Origin of the sequence: Anaerotruncus sp. DFI.9.16 (assembly GCF_024461615.1) — a bacterium.
GTDB classification, from domain to species: Bacteria; Bacillota; Clostridia; order Oscillospirales; family Ruminococcaceae; genus Anaerotruncus; species Anaerotruncus massiliensis.
Genome location: NZ_JANFZX010000031.1, coordinates 1 through 20,081 on the forward strand (window position 1 = coordinate 1; position 20,081 = coordinate 20,081).

General features: G+C 62.3%; 18 protein-coding genes. 17 read left to right on the forward strand and 1 reads right to left on the reverse strand.

The window, feature by feature from the left end; all coding sequences use genetic code 11:
• Positions 1-79: 79 nt before the first annotated feature.
• On the reverse strand, positions 80-604 hold the full coding sequence (locus tag NE609_RS11405; protein WP_121587722.1) for a hypothetical protein: 525 nt from the start codon (positions 602-604) through the stop codon (positions 80-82).
• A 609-nt stretch (positions 605-1,213) separates the two neighbouring features.
• On the opposite strand from NE609_RS11405, the gene NE609_RS11410 reads away from it, so the two are divergent.
• The 17 genes from NE609_RS11410 to NE609_RS11495 all read left to right on the forward strand — a co-directional run bounded on the left by NE609_RS11410 (position 1,214) and on the right by NE609_RS11495 (position 19,935).
• On the forward strand, positions 1,214-2,491 hold the full coding sequence (locus NE609_RS11410) for an ABC transporter substrate-binding protein (RefSeq protein ID WP_256152558.1): 1,278 nt from the start codon (positions 1,214-1,216) through the stop codon (positions 2,489-2,491).
• A 156-nt stretch (positions 2,492-2,647) separates the two neighbouring features.
• A complete protein-coding gene (locus NE609_RS11415) occupies positions 2,648-3,523 on the forward strand; it encodes a branched-chain amino acid ABC transporter permease (protein WP_158595723.1) in 876 nt (291 codons plus the stop codon).
• A gap of 15 nt (positions 3,524-3,538) precedes the next feature.
• Positions 3,539-4,507 carry a branched-chain amino acid ABC transporter permease gene (locus NE609_RS11420; protein WP_121587626.1) on the forward strand — a complete coding sequence of 323 codons (969 nt, stop codon included), beginning with the start codon at positions 3,539-3,541 and terminating at the stop codon, positions 4,505-4,507.
• Between the two features lie 21 nt (positions 4,508-4,528).
• Complete coding sequence (locus NE609_RS11425; protein WP_101553284.1) at positions 4,529-5,263, forward strand: ABC transporter ATP-binding protein; 735 nt, start codon at positions 4,529-4,531, stop codon at positions 5,261-5,263.
• Positions 5,244-5,954, forward strand: coding sequence for an ABC transporter ATP-binding protein (locus tag NE609_RS11430; protein ID WP_256152559.1), 711 nt, complete (start codon positions 5,244-5,246; stop codon positions 5,952-5,954). The genes NE609_RS11425 and NE609_RS11430 overlap by 20 nt, the downstream gene beginning before the upstream one ends.
• Before the next feature lie 29 nt (positions 5,955-5,983).
• Entirely contained in the window at positions 5,984-7,009 is a 1,026-nt protein-coding gene (locus NE609_RS11435) for a DUF2804 domain-containing protein (protein ID WP_256152560.1), read from the forward strand.
• Between the two features lie 13 nt (positions 7,010-7,022).
• Positions 7,023-8,081: a DUF2804 domain-containing protein gene (locus NE609_RS11440; RefSeq protein ID WP_256152561.1), complete on the forward strand. Its 1,059-nt coding sequence runs from the start codon at positions 7,023-7,025 to the stop codon at positions 8,079-8,081.
• 37 nt (positions 8,082-8,118) lie between these two features.
• Complete coding sequence (locus NE609_RS11445) at positions 8,119-8,691, forward strand: glycerol-3-phosphate responsive antiterminator (RefSeq protein ID WP_121587622.1); 573 nt, start codon at positions 8,119-8,121, stop codon at positions 8,689-8,691.
• A gap of 163 nt (positions 8,692-8,854) precedes the next feature.
• Positions 8,855-10,306: an NAD(P)/FAD-dependent oxidoreductase gene (locus tag NE609_RS11450; protein ID WP_256152562.1), complete on the forward strand. Its 1,452-nt coding sequence runs from the start codon at positions 8,855-8,857 to the stop codon at positions 10,304-10,306.
• Positions 10,299-11,558, forward strand: a complete 1,260-nt coding sequence (locus NE609_RS11455; RefSeq protein WP_186895872.1) for an NAD(P)/FAD-dependent oxidoreductase — start codon at positions 10,299-10,301, stop codon at positions 11,556-11,558. The genes NE609_RS11450 and NE609_RS11455 overlap by 8 nt, the downstream gene beginning before the upstream one ends.
• Positions 11,555-11,956 carry a DUF1667 domain-containing protein gene (locus tag NE609_RS11460; protein WP_256152563.1) on the forward strand — a complete coding sequence of 134 codons (402 nt, stop codon included), beginning with the start codon at positions 11,555-11,557 and terminating at the stop codon, positions 11,954-11,956. The genes NE609_RS11455 and NE609_RS11460 overlap by 4 nt, the downstream gene beginning before the upstream one ends.
• Positions 11,953-13,443, forward strand: a complete 1,491-nt coding sequence (glpK, locus tag NE609_RS11465; RefSeq protein WP_256152564.1) for a glycerol kinase GlpK — start codon at positions 11,953-11,955, stop codon at positions 13,441-13,443. The genes NE609_RS11460 and glpK overlap by 4 nt, the downstream gene beginning before the upstream one ends.
• Positions 13,444-13,621: 178 nt before the next feature.
• Entirely contained in the window at positions 13,622-13,876 is a 255-nt protein-coding gene (locus NE609_RS11470; RefSeq protein ID WP_256152565.1) for a DUF6870 family protein, read from the forward strand.
• 53 nt (positions 13,877-13,929) lie between these two features.
• Positions 13,930-15,564 (forward strand): recombinase family protein, encoded by a 1,635-nt coding sequence (locus NE609_RS11475; RefSeq protein ID WP_256152566.1) that lies wholly within the window; start codon positions 13,930-13,932, stop codon positions 15,562-15,564.
• A gap of 1,297 nt (positions 15,565-16,861) precedes the next feature.
• The gene (locus NE609_RS11485) at positions 16,862-17,929 is read left to right on the forward strand and encodes a LacI family DNA-binding transcriptional regulator (protein WP_256152567.1); all 1,068 of its coding nucleotides are present in this window, start codon (positions 16,862-16,864) and stop codon (positions 17,927-17,929) included.
• A 20-nt stretch (positions 17,930-17,949) separates the two neighbouring features.
• Complete coding sequence (locus NE609_RS11490) at positions 17,950-19,128, forward strand: 4Fe-4S binding protein (protein ID WP_256152568.1); 1,179 nt, start codon at positions 17,950-17,952, stop codon at positions 19,126-19,128.
• Positions 19,129-19,158: 30 nt separating this feature from the next.
• Positions 19,159-19,935, forward strand: coding sequence for a 6-phosphogluconolactonase (locus NE609_RS11495; protein ID WP_121586662.1), 777 nt, complete (start codon positions 19,159-19,161; stop codon positions 19,933-19,935).
• Positions 19,936-20,081: the final 146 nt, after the last annotated feature.

Here is a 20,081-nt window from a genome sequence, read left to right on the forward strand (position 1 = left end):
CCCGCGCCGCCCTTTGGGGCGGCGCGGGCCGCGTCTGCGCCCTGCGGGGGCGGAGACGGAAAGCGGGAGGATGGGCTGGTCAGTCGCCGAGGCGGATGACCGTGAGGGTCAGGTCCCTGCCGGTGAAGCCGGCCCCGCTGGCGACGAAGTTGAGGGTTGCCGGAGTGGCCGTCACCTGGAAGGGGACGCTGAAGGTCAGCTCCGCGGTCTCCCCGGTGGCGGTAAAGGTGTGCCGGGCCGTTCCCCCGGTGACGGCTACGCCGTTCTGGTTGAGGGTTGCCAGCAGGGTCGTGGGGATCGTGATGCCGGCGGCGGCCGTAAAGGAGCCGCTGAAGGACGCCTGGTAGATGCCGGGCTGGCTGATCACCACGTCGGTGCTGCCCGCGGTATGGGAGATCGCGGCGCCCGAGACGAGCGGGTTGTCGGTGAAGGCGAGCGCGCCGCCCGCGGCGGTCGGCTGGGCGGTGGGGTCCACCGTGGCCAGCACCTCGGGGATCCCGCCGCCGCCCGGCTCCCCGCGTGGGATGACAAAGTCGAAGACGGCGTCCTCGCCGGAGCCCGAGTTGGTGACCTGGGCTTCGGTGCCGGGGTCGCCGGTGGTCACGGTGCCGATCCGGATGGTCGCGGCCGCGCCCTCAGCGCCCGCTTCGCCGGTCGGCCCAGTAGGTCCTGTCGGCCCAGTAGGTCCTGTCGGCCCAGTAGGTCCTGTCGGCCCAGTAGGTCCGGTGGGTCCTGTCGGCCCGGTGGGTCCAGTGGCGCCGGTGGCGCCTGCCGCTCCTGTGACCCCGGTCGCGCCGGCAAGGCCGGTTGCGCCCGTCGCGCCGGTGGGGGCGAGCCGGACTGCACAACCAGAGGGCCGGCCGATTTCGTTTGCAGCGTGATACCGGTCATAGGTTTTGATGGCGGCGTTGCCATTCCAGGAATCGTATTACGGCGGCCGGAACTGGCACCGGTTAAAATCTAATTGTATAAACATGGGAATATTCCTATCAATATCTGCTGAATTATTTGGCATCAATTTGTGGGATTGAATAAATATCACAAAATATGATTGACGCAGGCGGAAAAACCGGATAATATGATAAAGACAAGAGAATACTAGTAAATTTCACGTAGAGAGTTAAGAGAACGAGAAATTTGCCTTACCTTTGGTATTGCAAATTTTTCGTTTTTTTTATTGCCGAAAATGCTGCAATACAAAGGAGGAAAAGAAATGTCAAAGGCGAAAAGAATCCTGGCCGTACTGCTGAGCGCCTGCTTGGCGACAGGGCTGTTCTATGGGTGCGGCGGCGAGGGAGCGACGCAGCCCGACGCTGCGAATCCCCCGACCGCGGGCGGCTCCGCGGAGGACGGGGAGCTCCCGCCGCTCAAAATCGGCATGGTCACCCAGCTGACCGGCCCGAACGCGTTCGGAGGGCACGAGTACCAATACGGCGCGGAGATGGCGCTTGAGCACATCGGGGGCGAGATCAACGGCCGCAAGATCGAAATGGTCTTTGCCGACGGCCCCACCCAGGACGCCACCCTCTCCGAATTTGAACGCCTTTACAACGACGGCGTGCGCGTCTTCATCAGCGGCTACGGCTGCATCGCGGACCGCACCTTCGCCACGATGGCGGACGACATGCAGGCGCTCTACCTGTCGCTTGCGTGGGACGCCGACCTGATCCAGGGTCCCAGCACCTATTTCTTCCGCGGCGGCGCGAACGTCGACGATTTCTCCAGGGGCGCGATGATGCAGGCCATCGACATCGGCAAGACCTTCCTCGGGAAGGACGCCAAGGACCTGAAGGTCGCGCTGCTCTACACCACGAGGCTCCAGCACGTCGCAAACCCGATGCTTGAGACGGCGGAGGCCAACGGCGTCCAGGTGGTCATCAACGAGGGCTATCCGGACACCAACAAGGACTTCATGCCGATCATCACCAAGCTGCAGAACACCGATTACGACATCCTGATCCCGATCCAGGGGACTCCGGACGGGACCCTCTTCCTCAAGAAGATCCACGAGCTCAACTACCGGCCGAAAGTCATCCTCGCCGGCGGCATCTTCTACGACACCCCCAACTTCTCCGACCTCGGCAACGAGATCACCAACGGCATCCTGACTCAGTCGTACACCAACCCGTCGATCTCCGAGGACGCGGCCCCCGGCATCACCAAGTTCAAGGAGGACTTTGAGGCAGAGTACGGGCACAAGCCCCTCGCGCACGCCCTGCAGGCCTACGGCGGCATGAACGTCTATTTCGAGTGCCTCAAGAAGGTCGATCCGAAGGACTGGGACGACACCGCCAAGCTCGCCGCGGCGATGAAGAGCCTGGACTTCGAGGAGGGCAAGCTCCCCTGGTACTGGGGCATCAAATGGGATGAGTTCAACAGCAACACCCGTGCCGGACAGATGGTCATCAGCGAATGGATGGACGGGGACATGTATGCGGTGTATCCCGATTTCCTGCGGACGAAAGACCCCGTGATCCCCTGGGAGCAGTAATCCCGGGAACCCTCCGGAAAGCCCTTGTCATACCTTCGTGCGGCAGGGGCTTTCCCTTTGGCCCTTCATAACCGGCCCCTGTCATTCCTTCGCGCGGACGGGGGCCGGCCCAAATCCCGAACATCAGCCGGCGCGCGCGGCGGAATGGAGTACCACATGGGCGTATCGGCTTATATCAATATCATTCTCAATGGAATCTGCGTCGGCGGCATGTACGGGCTGATGTCCAGCGCCTTCACATTCCAGGTTGGCTCCCTGCGCATGGTCAACTTTACCTACGGCGCATGTATCATGCTTTCGATGTACCTGACCTTCTTCTTCATCCGGATGGTCAACGCGCCGGTCATCCTGGCGGCCCTCGGGGTCATCGTCATCAACTTTGCGATCGGCTGGCTGATGCGGAAGACCCTTTTAAAACGAATCGACGAGGGCATGAACATCCTGACGACGATGGGCCTTCAGCTCGTCATCATGAACCTCGTGCTCTTTTTCTTCACCTCCTATCCGAGGGACCTGGCCGTCTTTGAAAAGCGCATCTACTTCACCCCGAAGATCAGCGTGGGCATCATCCAGCTCGCCTGCTTCGTCATGGCCGGGGTGATCCTCGTGAGCTTTCAGCTCTTCCTCAACAAGACCTGGACCGGGCGGGCGATCCGCGCCGTCGTCCAGAACCGGGACGTCGCCGGGCTGATGGGGATCAACAGCGAGCGCACCCTCGACCTGGCCTTCTCGCTGAGCTTCATCCTGATCGGCGTCGCGGGCATGATGCTGATGACCATGTTCACCGTCGAGCCGAACTTCGGCGACTACATCACGCTGATCGGCTTCGTCATCTGCATCACCGCCGGGCTGAACAACCTGACCGGCGCCTTCATCACCGGCGTGCTGGTCGGCGTCCTCTCGGCGCTCATCTCCGGCGTGCTCGGCACCGCCTACCACGATCCGATGCTCTTCGGCCTCTTTGTGGTCGTGCTGCTCGTGCGGCCCTACGGGCTTTTCAACAAACGCAAAAACGCCGTGCGCAACATTTAGAAAGGAGGAGTCACAATGAGCCAGTCCAAATTTAAAATCGACAAAAAAGTCATCCTGTACCTCCTCCTTTTGGCCGCGGCGCTCCTGTTCCCGATGGCGGCCAACCGGCGGGTGCTCAACATCGCGATCATCACGCTGATGTACGTCACCCTCGGGGAGTCCTGGAACCTGCTCTCCGGCATGTCCGGCCTCTTCTCGATCGCGCACGCGCTCTTTTTCGGGCTCGGCGTCTACGGCATGACGATCACCACCAACCGCCTGGGGATGGGCCTGTTCGCGGGGGTCGTCATGGGGCTGGTCGTCAACACCCTGATGGCCCTGCTGGTGGGCGTGATCGCCTCCAAGCTGTCCGGGCTCTACTTCACCATGGCCCTCATCGGGCTGCACCAGACGGTCTATTCCCTCTCGATCCAGCTCATCGACCTCACGGGCGGCAGCATGGGCATCTCGATGCCGCGGGAATACCTCTTCAGCAAGACCCAGCAGTACTACATGGTCCTCACCCTCGCGGTCGCCTCGATGCTCTTCTACGTGTTTATCCGGAGAAGCCGCATCGGCACCAACTTCGTGGCGCTCAAGGAAAACCCCGATCTGGCGCGCGCGCTCGGTTCCAACATCGGAAACTGGCGGATCCTGGCGACCGTGTTCAGCGCCCTGATGGCATCGCTCGCCGGCTCCTTCTATGCGCTCTACCTGATGTCCAACAACACCGAGGTCTTCAACGCGTCGATCTCGCTCAAGATCATCATGGTGGTCATCGTCGGCGGCATGGGATATGTGTGGGGCCCGGTTTTGGGCTCGTCGATGATCGTGCTCGACGAACTGGTCCGCGGAATGATGCCGAGCAGGTTCGCGCCTTTCTCGGTGGTGATCTACGCCGGTGTCCTGATTATCATGGCGCTTCTCAAGCCGGCGGGCATCATCAGCTTCTTCCAGAGAGATGAAAAGAAAACGCCGGCCAAAAAAGAGCGCGCGACGACCTGAGCCGGAAAGGAGCTGCTGCAAATGTTTTTCAAACTCGAAAATTCGACGATCGCTTTCGGCGGGCTGGTCGCGAACAAAAATGTCACCGCCGAGGTGGAAAAGGGCCAGATCGTCGGGCTGATCGGCCCGAACGGCGCGGGCAAATCCACCATGTTCAAGTCGATCTCCGGCTTCAACAAGATCGACAGCGGAACGATCCGCTTCAAGGACCGGGACATCACCAAACTCGGGCCGGTCGAGGTCTGCCGCGCGGGGATCGCCTGCACCTTCCAGAAGGCGCAGTCGTTTGCCGGGATGACGCTGGAGGAGTCGGTGCTGGTGGGCGCCTACCTGCGCCGCAAGCGCAAGAAGGACGCGCTGCCGTTTGCCCATGAGATGATCCGCTTCGTCGGGCTCGAGGGCAAGGAGCAGGTCAAGATCCCCCGGCTCAACATGTTCGAGCGCAAAAAGGCGGAGCTCGCGGCGGCGCTGGCCACCGAGCCCGAGATGCTGCTGCTCGACGAGCTGTTCGCGGGGCTGGTCCCCACCGAGGTCGAGATGATGCTCGAGCTGGTGAAAAAGGTCAACGGGGAGCTCGGCATCGCGCTGTTCATCGTGGAGCATGTGCTGCGGGTCATCATGAGCCTGTGCGAAAAGGTGTATGTGCTGGAATACGGCGAGATCATCGCCTCCGGCTCCCCGCAGGTGATTTCCTCGGACGAACGCGTCATAAAAGCTTATTTGGGAGAGGATTACGATGTTGCTGACGATCAATAACCTGGACATAACGTTGGGCGGCCTGCAAATTTTGCAGGACGTCAGCCTGCATGTCGACGAGGGCGAGCTGGTCGTCGTCGTGGGGGCGAACGGGACCGGCAAATCGACCCTGCTGCGCAGCATCTCCGGCATGAACCCGATCGCGGGCGGGGAGATCCTTTTCTGCGGCGAAAAGATCACCGGGCTGCCCTCCAGCCTGATCGCGCGCAAGGGCCTCTGCATGGTTCCCGAGGGGCGGCAGCTCTTCCCCGAGCTCTCCGCGCGGGACAATCTGCTGATCGGGGCCTACCCCTACCGCAAGGACAAGGCGCGCGTGCAGAAGAATCTGGATTTCGCCTACCAGATGTTCCCCGCGATCCGGAAATACGAGGACCGGATGGCCAACACCTTTTCCGGCGGCGAGCAGCAGATGATCAGCATCGCGCGCGGGCTGATGAGCGAACCGAAGCTCATGATGATCGACGAGATGTCCCTCGGGCTCGCGCCGATGATCATCGCCGACCTCTTCAAGGTCATCAAGCGGCTCAACGCCCAGGGGATCAGCATCCTGCTCGTCGAGCAGAACGCCCGCCAGGCCCTGCGGATCGCCGCCCGCGCCTACGTCATGGAAAACGGCCGGATGGTGATGGAGGGCTCCGGGAAGGAGCTGCTCGAAAACGAGCACGTCAAGGTCGCCTACCTCGGGATGTAGGGAAAGCGGCGGAATGGAGGAGGTTCTTCATGCAGCATGAGATTACGAAACCCCATCCCCTCCTGGACGGGGACGGAAACCTGATCGAAGCGGGCTGGTGCCGCGCGCCGATCCTCGCCTACAACCGGGAGGCGATCCGGTTCCCGCGGGAGGAGATCCGGGAATGGGACTACTACTTCGCCGGGAACGACCGCTACGGCCTGGGCTTCTCCACGGCCAGCGTCGGCAGCCTGCACCGCCTGTCGGTCAACTTCATGGATTTCCAAAACAACATCCAGGCGAACGACACCGCCTTCTGCACGCCGGAGGAGAGCGTCCTGCGCTCGCCGCCCACCTCGGACGGCCCGCTGCATTTCTCCTGGAACGGCGCGGAGAGCCGGTACCTCCGGAACGGTGGGGAGACCCGGCTGAAGGTCGTTTTCCCCAACCTGCTGGACGGGGAGACCCTCGACGCCGACCTGCGCCTCGAGATGCCCGGGGGGGACACCACCGTCGTCGTCATCCCCTTCGGGGACGCGCCGGGGATGTTCTACTACAACCACAAGGTCAACTGCATCCGCGTCTCGGGCGGCTTTACCCTCGGCGGGCTGCACTACGATTTCGACGGGCGGGACGCCTACTCGGTCATGGACTGGGGGCGCGGGGTCTGGCCCCGCCGGAACCAGTGGTACTGGGGAAGCGCCAGCGGCCGGATCGGCGGGAGGCCGTTCGGGTTCAACATCGGCTACGGGTTCGGGGACACCTCCGCCGCCACCGAGAACATGGTCGTCTACGACGGCGTGATGCATAAGCTGGAAGAGGTGTCCTTCCTGATTCCCGACGGGGAGGCCGCTTTTATGAAGCCGTGGAAGTTCACCTCCTCCGACAGCCGGTTCGAGATGGATTTCACGCCGGTCCTGGACCGCCACTCCAACCCGCCTCCGGGCGCCCGATACGGCTCGGACCAGCACCAGGTGTTCGGGTATTTCACCGGCCGGGCGGTCCTGGACGATGGGACCGCGCTCCCGGTGGAACGGCTGTTCGGATTCGCGGAAAAAGTGGTCAACCGCTGGTAGACGGGAGGAGCAGATGCAGCACGAAATTTTGACGCGGCACGATCTTTTAAAGCCCGACGGGACGCTGGTGGAGGCGGGCTGGTCCCGCGCCCCCCGCCTGCGCTACAACCCGGAGAACATCCGGTTCCCGAAGGAGCTCTTCAAGGAATGGCACTACTATTTCGCCGGGGACGACCACTACGGGCTCGGGTTTTCGATGGCCAACATGGGGGCTTTTCACCGGCTGTCGGTCAGCTTCATGGACTACCGGGAAAACCGGCAGGTCAACGAGATGGCCTTCTGCCCGGCGGAAAGCAGCGTCCTGTCCCCGCCGCGCACCTCGTGGGAGGACGTGCGGTTCCAAAACGAACGCGCAGTGGGCGAGTACCGCTATTCCGGCAGGCAAATGGCCCTGAACGTCCGCTTCGAGGATTTCAGCGGCGCGGACCCGCTCGAGGCGGAGCTAGCGCTCGAGTTCCCGGAGGGGGACATCTGCGAGCACGCCTTCCCCTTCGCGGAGGAGCCGGGGCTGTTCTTCTACTGCCACAAGGTCCCCTGCATCCGCGTGAGCGGCGGGTTTCGGCTGGGCGGGCTTTCCTACCGCTATGACCCGTCGCGCGCCTTTGCCGTCCAGGACTGGGGCCGCGGGGTCTGGCCGGAGCACAGCACCCCCTGCTGGGGGAGCGCGGGCGGGGTGGTCGGCGGCAGGCTGTTCGGCTTCAACATCGGCAGCCGGTACGGCGACACCTCCGCCGCCACCGAAAATGTTCTCTTTTACGGCGGCAGGGCGCATAAGCTGGAAGAGGTGGACTTTGTCATCCAGGACGACGAGACCGCCTTCTCCAAGCCGTGGGCCTTCCGCTCCTCCGACGGGCGGTTTGAGATGACCATGGACCCGGTGCTCGACCGCCATTCCAGCGCGCCCGCGGGGATCCGTTACGGGGCGGAGCAGCACCAGGTGTTCGGATATTATTCCGGGACGGCGGTGCTGGACGACGGAACGCCGCTGAAGATCGACCGGCTCTTCGGCTTCGCGGAAAAGGTGGTCAACGACTGGCCGTTCTCCGGCGGGAAACGGGAGGCCGCCGGGTGACCGTCGGGCCGGTACCATATGGAAGGAGGGCGCCGAGGTGCTCGGAAAGAAGAAATTTTTGGAGGCGCTGCGGGACAGCCCGGTGATCGCCGCGGTCAAAAACCCCGAAGGGCTCCAAAACTGCCTGACGAGCGACTGCTCGATCGCGTTTGTACTCTATGGGGATATGCTGAATATCGCCGGGATCGTGGCACAGCTGAAGGAGGCGGGGAAACTGGCGTTCGTCCACATCGACCTGGTGGACGGCCTCACCTCGCAGGACGTGGTGGTGGATTTCATCGCAAAGAATACCTGCGCCGACGGCATCATCTCCACCAAGCACTCCCTCGTGCGGCATGCCAAGGGTTGCGGCCTGTTGACGGTGCAGCGGTTTTTTGTCCTGGATTCCATGGCGCTTTTTAACATCAGCAGGCAGCTGGCGACAGCCGAGGCCGACGCTGTGGAGATCCTCCCGGGCGTCATGCCCAAGGTGATCCGCAAGATCGCGGCAACCACCGACAAGCCGATCATCGCCGGCGGGCTGATCAGCGACAAGGAGGACGTGATCAACGCGCTGGCCGCCGGGGCGGTCTCGGTCTCCTCCACCCAGAGGGCGATCTGGTTCCTGTAGCGGGCCGTCCCGGCCTGAAAAGAAGAAATGCTGCAAGAGTTTTAGAGTACGGCAGAAGGGCGCTGGAGACAGCGCCGGATGTCGTGCTCTCTTTTTCTGCACCGCGGCGCGGACGGGCGCCGGGGACCAATTTATGCCGGTAGAGCGGCGAAAGGAGCTTACCATGTTAGATGTTGCAATCATCGGGGGCGGAATCGTGGGCGCCGCGTGCGCGTATGAGCTGTCGCGGTACCGGCTTTCCGTGGCGGTTCTCGAGCGGGAAAACGACGTGGCCTGCGGCACCACAAAGGCGAACAGCGCCATCCTGCACGCGGGATACGACCCGCCTCCGGGCACCCTGATGGCGCGGCTCAACGTAGAGGGGGTCCGTCTCGCGGAGGAGCTCTGCCGGAAGCTGGACGTTCCCTACCGCCAATGCGGCTCGCTCGTGGCGGCTTTTTCCGGGGAGGACGCCGGATTGCTGCGGACGCTCTATTCGCGCGGCGTGGAAAACGGGGTCCCCGGCCTGTCACTGCTCGACGCCGCGCAGGTAAGGAACCTCGAACCGAACCTGTCCCCCGAGGTGGTGGGCGCGCTCTACGCGCCGACCGCGGCGATTGTAAACCCCTGGGAATACGCCCTCGCGCTGGCCGAGACCGCCGTGCGAAACGGCGTTTCGCTTCACCTGAACGCGGGCGTGACGGCGATCCGGCGCTGCAAGGGCGGCTTTGAACTGGACACGGCGGCCGGGCGCTTTTGGGCGCGGTATGTCCTGAACGCGGCGGGCCTTTACAGCGACGAGGTGCACAACATGGCCGCCGCGCCGGCCTTCCGCATCCACCCCGACCGGGGGGAATACTACATGCTCGACAAAAGCGAGGGGGAGCGGGTCAGCCATGTCGTCTTCCAATGCCCGACCAGGGCGGGCAAGGGGACGCTGGTGGCACCCACGGTGCACGGCAACCTGATCGTGGGGCCCAACAACGAGCCCCCCAGGGAACGGGACGATACCGCGACGACCGCCGGGGGGCTGGAAGAGGTCATGCGCCTTGCGCGCAAATCGGTGCCCTCCATCAACTTCCGGGAATCGATCCGCAATTTTGCCGGGGTGCGCGCGGCGGCGGACGGCGCCGACGACTTTATCATCGCGGAGGCGGCGGACGCCCCCGGCCTGATCGACATCGCGGGGATCAAATCCCCCGGCCTTTCCGCTGCGCCCGCGATCGCGCGCATGGCGGCGGAGCTGCTGGAGGACTGCGGCCTGCGGCTCGTCAAAAAGGATTTCTTTATCGACACCCGCCGCAGGGTGCGCTTCAAGGAGCTGCCCTGCGAGGAGAAGGCGCGGCTGGCGGAGGAGAACCCGGCTTACGGCAGGGTGATCTGCCGCTGCGAGACCATCACCGAGGGCGAGATCCTCGACGCGCTGCGCGGCCCGATCCCTCCCTGCTCGGTGGACGGGGTCAAGCGGCGCTGCAACGCGGGGATGGGCCGCTGCCAGGGCGGCTTCTGCGGGCCGAGGGTCTTCGAGCTGCTGGCGAGGGAGCGGGGGCTCCCTCCGGAGGAGATCCTGCAGGACCGCGCGGGGTCCTATATCATAACGGGAAAAACCAAGATGGGGGGTGCGGGCCTTGTATGATCTGGTGGTGATCGGCGGCGGCCCGGCCGGGCTGGCGGCCGCGGTGCAGGCATACCGGGAGGGGCTCGAAAGGGTCCTGATCCTCGAGCGCGACCGCGAGCTCGGCGGAATTCTGAACCAGTGCATCCACAACGGGTTCGGGCTTCATTACTTCAAGGAGGAGCTGACCGGGCCGGAATACGCCCAGCGGTTTGTCGAGATGCTGCGGGACACGCGGATCGAGGTGCGCTCGGACACCATGGTGCTCGAAATCACGCCCGACCGCAGGGTGCACACCGTCAGCAGGGCGGACGGTTACCGCGTTCTCGAGGCGAAGGCAGTGATCCTGGCGATGGGATGCCGGGAGCGCACCCGCGGCGCGGTGGCGATCCCCGGCACCCGCCCGGCGGGCATATTCACGGCGGGTACGGCACAGCGCTATTTGAACATCGAGGGCTATATGGTGGGCAGGCGGGTGCTGATCCTCGGCTCAGGGGACATCGGGCTGATCATGGCGCGCCGTATGACGCTCGAGGGCGCGAAGGTGCTGGCCTGCGTCGAGCTGATGCCCTATTCGGGCGGGCTTACCCGCAACATCGTCCAGTGCCTGCACGATTACGACATCCCGCTCTACCTCTCCCACACGATCGTCGACATCCAGGGCGGCAGGCGGGTGGAGCGCGCGGTGGTCGCGCGGGTGGACGAAGACCGCAGACCCGTCCCGGGGACGGAAATGACCTTTGACTGCGACACGATCCTGCTTTCGGTGGGCCTCATCCCCGAAAACGAGCTGACCCGGCGCGCAGGGATCGAAATCGACCGCAGGACGAACGGGGCGGTGGTCTATGAGAACATGGAGACCTCGATGCCCGGCGTGTTCGCCTGCGGCAACGTGGTGCATGTGCACGACCTGGTCGACTTTGTCACGGCGGAGGGGCAGCGCGCGGGCGCGGCGGCCGCCGCGTATGTCAGGAAGGGCGCGCGCGCCGGGGGGAGCGTCACCGAGGTCCGCGCGGGCGGCGGGGTGAGCTATACGGTGCCGCAGCGCATCCGGATGGACGCGGCGGGGGAGCGCGCCGAGCTGTTTTTCCGGGTGAACCGGGTCTGCGGGGCCAGCACGGTCGAGGTCGACGCGGACGGAAAACGGATCGCCGGGTTTCCCCGCGAACGGCTGGCCCCCGGCGAAATGGAGCGGATCACGCTTCCCAGACAGCTGCTGGAAAGGGCGGCCGGGAAGGATTTGACGGTATCGATCAAGGAGGCGCAAACATGAAAGAGCTGACCTGCATTGTCTGTCCGAAGGGCTGCCGCCTGTGCGTGGATGAGGAAAACGGTTTCGCCGTGACCGGAAACGCCTGCCCGCGCGGCGCGGAATACGGGCGCGCGGAGCTGACCAACCCCACGCGCGTGCTGACCTCCACCGTCTGCGTCTCGGGCGGCGCGCATCCGCGCTGCCCGGTCAAGACCGACGGCCCGCTCCCCAAAGGGAAGCTGTTTGAAGCGATGGCGCTTCTCGACGGCATACGGCTGAAGGCCCCCATTTCGCTGGGGCAGGTGGTCGTGCGCAACGTCTGCGGGACGGGCGTGAACATTGTGGCGACGCGCAGCCTGCCCGCCCGCCCGCTGGAATCCGCGCAGCCGTCCGCCGCCGGCAGGGAGGAGATCGCATGAGCCGCTATATTTTGTCCCTCGACCAGGGGACCACCAGCTCGCGGGCGATCCTCTTCGACGCAGAGCAGAACATCGTCGGGCTCGCCCAGAAGGAGTTCACCCAGTATTATCCCCGCCAGGGCTGGGTGGAGCACGACCCGATGGAGATCTACGCGTCGCAGTACGCGGTGATGAGCGAGGTCATCACCCAAAACGACGTGGACGTGCGGGACATCGCGGCGATCGGCGTCACCAACCAGCGGGAGACGACCATCCTGTGGGAGCGGGACACCGGCAGGCCGATCTACAACGCGATCGTCTGGCAGTGCCGCCGCACGGCGGACATGATCGGGGAGCTGCTGGACCGGGGCCTCGGGGAGACCATCCGGGAAAAAACCGGGCTCATTCCCGACGCCTATTTCTCCGGGACAAAGATCAAATGGATCCTTGACCACGTGCCAGGCGCGCGCGAGCGCGCCGAACGGGGGGAGATCCTGTTCGGGACGGTCGACAGCTGGCTGATCTGGAGGCTGACCGACAAGACGGTCCATGTGACCGACTATACCAACGCCTCCCGCACGATGCTCTATAACATCCACACGCTCGACTGGGACGACGCCCTGCTGGAGGCGCTCGACATCCCGCGCGCGATGCTGCCGCGGGTCTGCGGTTCCAGCGAGGTTTACGGGTATACCGTGCTCCAGGGGACGAAGATCCCGATCGCCGGCATTGCGGGCGACCAGCAGGCGGCGCTGTTCGGGCAGGGCTGCTTTGAAGCGGGGGATGCCAAAAACACCTACGGGACCGGCTGCTTTCTGCTGATGAACACGGGGGAGACCGCCTGCGAGAGCAAAAACGGACTGCTGACGACGATCGCGATCGGGCTGGGCGGAAAGGTCCAGTACGCGCTGGAGGGCAGCGTATTTGTCGGCGGCGCGGTCATCCAGTGGCTGCGGGACGAGATGCGCTTCTTCAACGAGAGCTGCGACGCGGAATACTACGCCCAGAAGGTGAAGGACACTGGAGGGGTGTACCTCGTGCCAGCCTTCACCGGTCTCGGCGCGCCCTATTGGGATATGTATGCGCGCGGCTGTATCATGGGGATCACGCGCGGGACCAAACGGGAGCATCTGATCCGCGCGGCGCAGGAGTCGATCGCCTACCAGAGCCTGGAGCTGGTCGAGGCGATGGAACGGGACACCGGCCGCCGGATCTCCGAGCTCTGCGTGGACGGCGGCGCGAGCCGCGACCGGTTCCTGATGCAGTTCCAGGCGGACATCTTGAATAAGCAGGTGCGCCGCCCGATGATCCGGGAGACCACCGCGCTCGGCGCGGCCTATCTCGCGGGCCTCGCCGTCGGGGTGTGGAGCGGGACGGAGGAACTGAAGAGCCTCTGGCGGTGCGACGTCACGTTCGAACCGGACATGGAGGAACCCCGCAGGGCCGCGCTGCTCGCCGGATGGCGCAAAGCCGTCGACAGAAGCCGCGGATGGGCCGACCGCCTGTAGCCGGGCGAAGGAAAATGCCGCGCCGTCCGTATGCTCAGACGGCGGCGGATCAAATCCAAAAGGGCCGCTCAACTCGCAAGAGTTGGGCGGCCCTTTCTCTGGCGTGCCGCCAAATACGCGGGGACATGCAAGGAAAGGCCGTGCCGGGCATAGCAATTAGGCGAGAGGGGGGAGGCCATTGACTCGCGCCGAACTTGACGCCATGCGCCGCGCGGACATTCGGGATCTGGAGATCTCCGGGCTCGCAGAGCTTGCGGACGTTTGGACGGACGCTTCCCGGCCGCCCGCCGGCAGGCTGGAACGCCTGATCGAACGGACGGGCAATCCCTATTGCTTCCTGGTGGACGGCGTCCCGGTCAAAATCAGCTTCAGCGATGAAAACAGGACGCTGAAGGAGGCGCTTTTACACTACCTTGCACACGGGGACCCCTGAACGGCCGGCCGGATATTTGGGCGTGCGGCCGCGCGGGGGAGAGGGGAGGCGTTATGTCCCGGCGATATGCGGAAAAAAAGGATTTGGAAACGGCGGCGGAATGGCCGACGGGAATCTACCTGAGGCTTTCCCGCGAAGACGGGAACGACGAGAGCTACAGCATCGCCAACCAGCGCCGGTGGCTGCTCGATTACATTGCCGGCCATGAGGACCTGAAGCTCCATAAAATCTATGTTGACGACGGCGTCAGCGGGACGAGCGAGGACGAGCGCGCCGGCTTCCGGGAGCTGCTGGAAGACATCTACAGCGGGAAAATCAATTGCGTCCTGGTAAAGGACCTGTCCCGTCCCTTCCGCAACAGCGCCGACCAGACACGTTTTCTGGAGGAGACGCGGGTCCGGTACAACGTGCGCTTTATCTCGACCCGGCTCCCGTTCATCGATACCTACCGGCACCCGGAGACCTTAAACATGCTGTCCATCGGTTTTCAGGGCATGATGAACGAGAACCACTGCCGGGAGACGAGCCTCAAGGTCCGCGATGTCTTCGACGTCAAGCGAAAAAAAGGGCAGTTTATCGGGGCGTTTGCCCCGTACGGTTACGGGAAGGACCCGGACGACAGAAACCACCTGGTGATCGACCCCGAGGCGGCGGAGGTGGTGCGGGAAATTTTCAGGTGGTACTGCAAAGGCCTCAGCAAGGAGGGGATCACGAGAAGGCTTAACGGGCTAGGCTATCCAAGCCCTGCGGAATACAAACGGCGAAAGGGCCTCAAGTATCAAAACCCGCATGACAAATACCACAGTTCCCTCTGGACCCAGCGGACGGTCTATGAGATCCTGCGCAATCAAATGTACCTGGGGCACATGGTCCAGGGGAAACAAAAGGTCCGGTCGTACAAGGTGCACGAACGTGTGAGCCTGCCGGAGGACGATTGGTATGTCGTCAAAGACACGCACGAGCCGGTCATCGACGGGGAGACGTTTCGGACCGTTCAGCGGCTGCTGCAAAAGAACACGCGGACGCCGCCCCGGCAGGGGGAATTGCACCTGCTGTCCGGCTTTGTATTCTGCGCCGACTGCCAAAAGACCATGCACCGGAAAACATCCAAGGAGCTCGCCTACTACTGCTGCCGGACGAACCGGCAGTCGAAGGACGGCTGTACGCCCCACTCGATCCGGGAGCAGCGCCTGTGCGGCGTCATTTTGAAGGCGGTCCAAATGCAGGTGGACCTGGCGGACGGCCTGGCCGGCCTTGTGGAAGAGGCGGGCCGCGCCTCAAAACCAGATTGCCGGCAGGACCGGCTTCAGGCCCTGCTGAACCAGGGCGCGGAGGAACTCGAAAAGAGGAAGGGCTATCTGAAATCCTTATATACCGATATGAAGGACGGTTTGCTCTCGCGGACGGAATATCTGGACTATAAGAGTTCCTTCGAGTCGGAAGTTGACGCGCTTCAAAAGGAAATCAGCCGGCTGAAAGTGGAAGGAGCCGTATGTGAAAGAGAACCGGCGCGGGACGATTCGCGCCTTGAACGGTTTAAAAGGACCCGGCAGCTCCAAACACTGGATCGGGACATTCTGGCTGAGCTTGTCAATAAAGTGTATGTCCATGCAAACGGCCGGGTGGAAATTCAGTTCCGTTTCCGTGACCCATATGAACAGATTCTGGGTCTGGAGCATGGAGGTTGAGCGGAGGGTGTGATCACTGGAGGGCACGGCAGACGGTTGTGCAGAAAGGAATGCGCCGGTCGGTCCGGCGGGTCCTGCGGGACCCGTTGCGCCGGTGGCTCCCGCCGCTCCGGTCGCACCGGTCGCGCCGGTAGCCCCGGTTCCCGTGGCCCCGGTTGGGCCGGTCGGCCCGGTGGGACCCGTGGGCCCAGTCGCGCCGGTGGGCCCGGTCGCGCCGCGGGGGATGGTGAAGTCCAGAACGTGCGTCGGCCCGCCGGTGACGTCCACGACCGAGGCCGGGGCCCCGGGCGCAGAGGTGGTGGTGTTGCGGATGACGATATTCTCGGCCGCGCCGTCTTCTCCGGTGGGGCCTGTGGGGCCGGTCGGCCCGGTGGGTCCGGTCGGTCCGGTTGGGCCCGTCGCGCCGGTGATCGAAAGTCCGGTTGGGCCTGTCGCGCCCGTGACGCCCGTCGCGCCCGTGGGACCGGTCGGCCCTGTGGGTCCGGTTGGGCCCGTCACGCCGGTCGAACCGGTGACGGAGACGCCCGTGGGCCCGGTGGGCCCGGTCGCGCCCGTTGCGCCGGTCGGCCCGACGGGGCCTATGATGCCGACGCCCGTCGCGCCGGTGGGGCCGGTGGGTCCGGTCGAACCGGTCGCGCCGGTCGGCCCGGTGACGCCGATGGGACCCTGCGGCCCAATCGGTCCCTGCGGTCCGATCGGTCCGGTGGGCCCGGTAATCCCCGTCGGGCAGGGACAGGGCGGCGGGCAGGGCGGAATCGGAGGAGGACAGGGCGGGATGGGCGGAGGACAAGGCGGAACCGGAGGACGGCAGTTACAGATCCGTTCCTCCGGGAAGATAGGGTTCAAGAATCGATTGTTAGCCATAGATGAAGCCTCCAAAACAAATCGGGCAGTTGCCCATACCAGCATATGCCGGAGCGATCTTTCGGGTGCCGCAAGTGGGCTGGCGTTCAAATGACAAATCCGAAAATTTTCTGTTATCGGGGATCTGTGGGCAGACAAACTTGAGGTGTCTTTCCCAAAGAGGACGGCAAGGATAATCCTGCCGTCCTTTTTTGTTGCAATGGGATAATATTCCATGGTCAAATTTAACAATTATAGAAACGTACAGAAACAACAGCGAATATTTTGTGGCTAGCAAATAGAAATAGATATAATATTTGCAATAATGCCACAAAATTGAATTATATATATTGCTTATTTTATGCAATTTGTGTACAATCACGACAAAAGAAAGCATATAAGAATAGAAACAGAAACAGCATTTGTTTTCTGAAATTTCAGGGGGCTGATATGCTTGGAGCAAAAAATACATGTAACCATCCGGGACATTGCAAGACAGGCGCAGGTCTCCCCGGCGACAGTGACCCGGGTGCTCAGCGACAACGGCTATCCGGTTCGACAGGAGGTTCGCCGCAAAGTGCTGGAAACCGCACGGACGCTCCAATATACACCGGCAGCCAAACGGGATCGGCGGGAAATCACACATAGGCAGGATATCGGTCTGTTGATTCCAAACATCAGCAATCCTTTTTATCAGCAGGCATCGCTGGGAGCGCAGGTGGAATGCCAAAAAAACGGGAGCCTGGTCATTTTGTGCAACACCTTCCGCAGCAAGGAACGGGAACGGGAATACCTGCATGCGCTCTTTGACAAGAACATTCGCGGCGTGGTGCTCTCCGCAAGCTCCATGGAGCCCGACAACCTGACCGCATCCCTTTCGGAGTATACGATGAAAGGGATGCACATCGTGATGCTTGACCAGTTGACCACGGAGGAGTCCATCTGTACCAACATCAACTTTGACAATGCCAGTGGAGCCGCTCTGGCCGTACAACACTTTCTGGGAAAAGGGCATAAAAAAATTGCATTTTGCAGCACCCCTCTGACCAGATGGTCGCGCAAAAATCTTTATCAGGGGTTTACAGACACCTTGCTGCAAAATCGGATTGAACTCCCGGGCGACTACCTGCTGATCGATGGGGAGGAGACCGAGCTTGCAGAATCAGGATACGAGTTTCAATCGGGACTTAAAATGGCGGACGAATTCGTCCGCCGGGGCCTTGATGCGACCGCGCTGCTCGTCGTGAACGACATGATGGCCATCGGTGTGGTGAAGGGGCTGCAAAACCACAAAATCCGTGTTCCGGAAGACGTTTCAGTGATTGGTTTTGATAACATTCCCTTTTCAGAGATGTTTACACCGGCCCTCACCACCATCCATTGCCCCGCTTTTGAAATCGGACGCCTGGCGGCGCAACTGCTGATCGACCAGATGACCAGCGGCGAGCAGCACCCGCTCAGCATCAAGCTGCAACCAAAATTGATCCGGCGGGACAGCGTGAGAGACCTGACCAGGTTGTGAATTTGTAAGGAGGTTTCCAGATGATCAATTTTTGCGGTATCCAGATGAAAAACCCGGTAGTGATTGCTTCCAGTCCGCTGACCAGCAAACTGAAATACCTTGTAGCGGCGGATCAGGCGGGCGCGGCCGCGGTGAGCACCAAGCTGACCTTTATCCGGCAGCCGTTTTACGGCAAGCTGCGTATGCATACCAGTGACCGGCTGGGCAGTCTCATCTGCTACGACCGGCGGCTTGACCTGGAGGAAGGCGTAGGGCTGATACGTGAGGCCAAAGAGCGTACCCAGCTTAAAATTTTTGCAAACATGACCCATGATCAGGCGGATATGGAGGGATGGGCGGTCCTGGCTAAGGCGTTGGAGGAGGCCGGAGCCGACGCGATCGAAGCAAATTTGATCTGTCCCAATATCGGCCTTTCGACGAAAAGCATCGGCGGTCAGGATTCCCTATCCGGGAACGAGCAGGGCGGCGCGGTCCACGGACAGAATCCCGAACGTGTGCGCGAGATCGTCCGCTTGATTAAAGACACCGTAAAGATCCCGGTCGTGGCCAAATTGACTCCCAATGTCACCGATATTTCGGTAATCGCGGCGGCGGCCAAGGCGGGCGGCGCGGACGGCGTCTGCGTAGCGGGCGGGCAGTCGGCGCTGCCTCCGGTAGATATCCACGCGGACGGGAAGCCCTGCTACCGGCTTATGAACGGTGTGTCCCACGGGAGCCTTGGCGGACCGGCCTGTAGGTTCATGTCCTATTCCCAGGTGGCTCAAATCCGTCAGAAAGTGGGGATCCCGCTGATTGGAGGAGGCGGACTGGAAACCGCCGACCAGGCGTTGGGAATGATGATGTGGGGCGCAGACCTGGTGACCGTTTGTACCTCTGTGATGTGGTACGGCTGGGAAGTGGTCGAAAAAATGGTGGCGGGTATGGAAACGTACCTTCAGGAAGAACACATCGATTATGCCGCCATTGTTGGCCGATCGCTTCCGCATCTGCGTTCCTCCTCCCGATTGGAGGCGTTGCCCGGTCACCCGGTAATCGACCCCGGCCGTTGCATCGGATGCGGGCGCTGCAGCAAACCCGGACACTGCGACGCAATCGAGATGCTGGGGAAGACGCCGGTGGTCGCGCCGGAGAAATGTCTGGGCTGCGGGATCTGCGAAGGGGTGTGCCCCACCGGTGCGTTGACCATGCAACAGGTATAAATGAAATAAAGGTAAAGGAGCGGGTTTGCCGTGGTAATCAGCAAAAAATACGACCATTTGACGGTGGAGGTTTACCGTGACAGAGCGGATCTGGGTGCGGCCGCCGCACAACAGGTAGGGGAAACTTTGATCGGGCTGATTCGGGAAAAGGGGGAAGCGCGGATCGTCTTTGCATCCGCAGCGTCTCAAAATGAGTTCCTGTCCGGCCTGTGTGAGTATCCGGGGATCGACTGGTCCAAGGTGACGGCGTTCCATCAGGACGAGTGGGTGGGTGTTCCGATGGACCGCGATTACAGCTTCGGAGGATTCATCAAACGCAAACTGTTCGATGTGGTGCATCCGGGGACCGTCTGCTATCTGGATGGCATGGCGGCGGACATGGCGGCGGAATGCGATCGGTACGGCCGCATTCTGACCGAGAAACCGCTGGATATCATTATCCTCGGTGTGGGCGAAAACGGACATATCGCTTTTAATGAACCGCATGAGGCGGATTTCAACGACCCCAAAATCATGAAGCTCATTACGTTGGACGAGCGTTGCCGGCAACAACAAAAAAATGACTTTGGATTCGCCTCCATCGACGACGTTCCCCGGATGGGAGTCACTGTGACGATCCCGGTTATTCGCAAAGCTGGGCATGTATTCGTGGTGGTGCCGGGTGCACGTAAATCCGAGGCTGTCGCGGCCGCGCTGACCGGGCCCGTGTCGGAGAACTGCCCGGCATCCATCCTGCGCACCATGGACTCGGCGGCGTTGCTGCTGGATCTGGACGCCGCCGGACAGGTGGAAGAATTGAGCGGCTGACCTTTTGGAAAGAGGATTCGGATACCATTGGAGACAGAAACCATCGTATGAAGGGAAAGGATGTACATCATGAAACGGTTAACCAGCTTATTAATCGCAGCGATTTTGATCCTGTCGGTGTTTTCCGGATGCGGGAGCAAGCCCGC